Source organism: Actinospica durhamensis, from assembly GCF_018139695.1.
Taxonomy (GTDB): domain Bacteria; phylum Actinomycetota; class Actinomycetes; order Streptomycetales; family Catenulisporaceae; genus Actinospica; species Actinospica durhamensis.
This window is the reverse complement of record NZ_JAGSOG010000500.1, coordinates 1-2,577: the sequence shown is the minus strand read 5'-3', so window position 1 is coordinate 2,577 and position 2,577 is coordinate 1. Positions and strand designations below refer to the sequence as shown.

The following is a 2,577-nucleotide window of genomic DNA, read 5'->3' as shown; positions in this document are numbered from 1 at the left end:
AGCCGGACGACTACCCGGTCGGGGTCTACACCCTGCCCAAGCAGCTCGACGAGCACGTGGCCCGGCTGCACCTGGACGCACTCGGAGTCAGGCTGACCACGCTGACCGAGCGCCAGGCCTCTTACCTCGGAGTCCCGGTCGACGGTCCGTATAAGCCGGAGACCTACCGCTACTGACGGCCAGCTCCCTGCGATACCGCTCCGCCGTCACCGCCACCAGGTACTGGTACGGCGCCACCCCCGGCGGCGGAGCGGGCGTGACGTAGGTCGCCACCTGCCGGGCGAGCTGGTCGGTGAGCTCGGCGGCCGCGGCGCGGTCGATCTCGAACACGCGGGAGATCAGCTGCCGGGCCGCGAGCACCAGGCCCGGCGGCACGTCCTCCACCCGCGCGGACGCGGCCCACTGCGCCACCACAGGGTTCGGCGCCAACGGCATCCGGCCGGCGCCGGCCTCGGTGCGCTCGCGCACCACGATGGTCCCGGCCAGCAGGTCCCCGAGCCGCCGCCCCTGCTTGGAGCAGGCGACCGCGATCGCGCCGGGCAGACAGTAGAGCGTGATCAGCGGCAGGCCGGTGACCAGCTGGTTGGCCAGGCTGATGGGCAGTCCGACGTCGGCGAACAGCAGGGCCAGCGCACGCACAAGCGCGTGCCGGAACCGCTCGGGTCCGCCGTCCAGGCGCACCACCCGCAGGCCCGCCGCCACCTTGCCGATCGAGCGGCCCGAGCCGACGGACTCGCTCACCAGCGGATAGCCGACCCCGACCAGCACGAGCGTGGCGGTGCGCAGCGCGTCGACCGTGTCGCTGGACGCACCGGCGTTCACCAGCGCCTTGATGATGCGGTAGCAGATCAGATAGACGACCAGCATCAGCACCGCGTCGAGTGCCAGGGCCACGGTCCGGCTGGCCAGCCGGGCGGGGCGCAGCTCGAGGGCCACACCCTCGGCCACCACCAGTTCGGACATGCGGATCCCCACCCTCGAACTCGCTACACGTGGGGACCAAACTACGGCACCGGCGCCCTGGCTTGGAACAGCGCTCCGCCGATACCGTGTGCCCGTGGACATAGACGCGTTCGTGGTGCGGAACGCTCCGAAGTGGAACCGGCTCAACCGTCTGGCCCGACAGCGGCGGCTGACCGTCACCGAGGCGGACGAACTGCTGGCCCTGCACCAGGCGACCGCGCGCGATCTGTCCCTGGTCCGCTCCCAGCTGCCGGACGCCGAGATGGTCGGGCGCCTGTCCGGCATGCTCTCGGCCTCGCGCGCCGCCCTGACCGCTCCGCGGGTGGCCCGGTGGGCGGTGGTGGGGGAGTTCTTCACCGCGAAGCTGCCCGCCGCGCTCTACCGCGCCCGCTGGTGGTGGGGTCTGACGGCGGTGATCTCGCTGATCGTCACGGTGGGGCTCGCCGTGTGGCTCGCCCACGACCCGAGCGCGCGCGACCAGATCCTGCCGCCGGACTACGTCCAGCAGGTCACCGCTCCCGGCGGCGATTTCGAGAGTTACTACCGGTCCGCCCCGGCCCGCGACTTCGCGTTCAAGGTCTGGACCAACAACTTCTTCGTGTGCTGGGAGAGCCTGTTCGCCGGCATCCTGCTCGGCCTGCCGGTGCTCCCGGTGCTCTTCGTCAACTGCGCGAACATCGCGGTGGACGGGGCGTTCATGTTCAACGCCGGCCGAGGAGACGTGTTCTTCTCACTGATCCTGCCGCACGGCATGCTCGAGCTGACGTCGGTGTTCGTCGCGGCCGGAGTGGGACTGAAGCTGGGGTGGACCATCATCGCGCCGGGCGCGAGGTCCCGGGTGACCGCGTTGCAGCAGGAGGGCAGGATCGCGGGCGTCATCGCGATCGGTGTGATGCTCACGCTCGCCTGCTCGGGCGTGATCGAGGCGTTCGTGACGCCCTCCGGACTGCCGACCGCGGCCCGCATCGGGATCGGCGCGGTGGCCGAGCTCGGCTTCCTTTCGTATGTTTTCATCGTCGGCCGGCGGGCCTACCGCCGCGGCGAGATGGGGGACCTGAGCGCGATCGACCAGGTGGCCGAGGTCCCGGCAGTCGCCTGAGGCTCACCCCGGATCGCATGCACCGCACGGCTTCTGACGGCGGGTCACCTGCCGATTGGCCAGATCGGTCCCCCGTGGTGCATACTTTCAAACATCACCGCGAACGACGGGCCGACAGGCCGGAAGATCGCACCGCTTGACTCGGGAGAGTCGGACGGCTAAGGTGGAAGGGTTGCGGTCAAGCGAGGCGCAACGCAGAGGCTCAAAAGCAACAGCTTAGAGCCGAAGCGGGCGAAGCGCAAGAGCCAAGATCAAGTTGTGGTAGAGTTACCACAGCGGAAAACGCAATACGGCAGAGAATCACCGGTCGGTGAGCCTGGCTGAAGAGCCGGCGGAACCGGCGAGTGTGTCTGTTTCTTGAGAACTCAACAGTGTGTCATTTGTTTACGATGCCAATTGTTTGATTGGCTATTATCCCGACCCCCGTCGGGATGTTTAGCCAGGTCATTAAATTCTTTTTGGAGAGTTTGATCCTGGCTCAGGACGAACGCTGGCGGCGTGCTTAACACATGCAA

Annotated in this window: 2 protein-coding genes, 1 rRNA gene and 1 pseudogene; 3 read left to right on the top strand and 1 reads right to left on the bottom strand. The window is 68.3% G+C overall.

Features of this window, described 5'->3' with window-relative positions:
- A partial coding sequence (locus KDL01_RS46365) for an adenosylhomocysteinase (RefSeq protein ID WP_212534014.1) occupies positions 1-176 on the top strand: 176 nt, incomplete at its 5' end.
- 361 nt (positions 177-537) lie between these two features.
- Here the strand turns inward: KDL01_RS46365 and KDL01_RS46360 are convergent.
- Positions 538-867 (bottom strand): annotated as a pseudogene (locus KDL01_RS46360) (RDD family protein); the annotation flags it as partial.
- A gap of 190 nt (positions 868-1,057) precedes the next feature.
- Between KDL01_RS46360 and KDL01_RS40405 the strand changes: the two are divergent.
- Positions 1,058-2,062: a stage II sporulation protein M gene (locus KDL01_RS40405; protein ID WP_212534013.1), complete on the top strand. Its 1,005-nt coding sequence runs from the start codon at positions 1,058-1,060 to the stop codon at positions 2,060-2,062.
- 455 nt (positions 2,063-2,517) lie between these two features.
- Positions 2,518-2,577 (top strand): 16S ribosomal RNA (locus tag KDL01_RS40400); the annotation flags it as partial.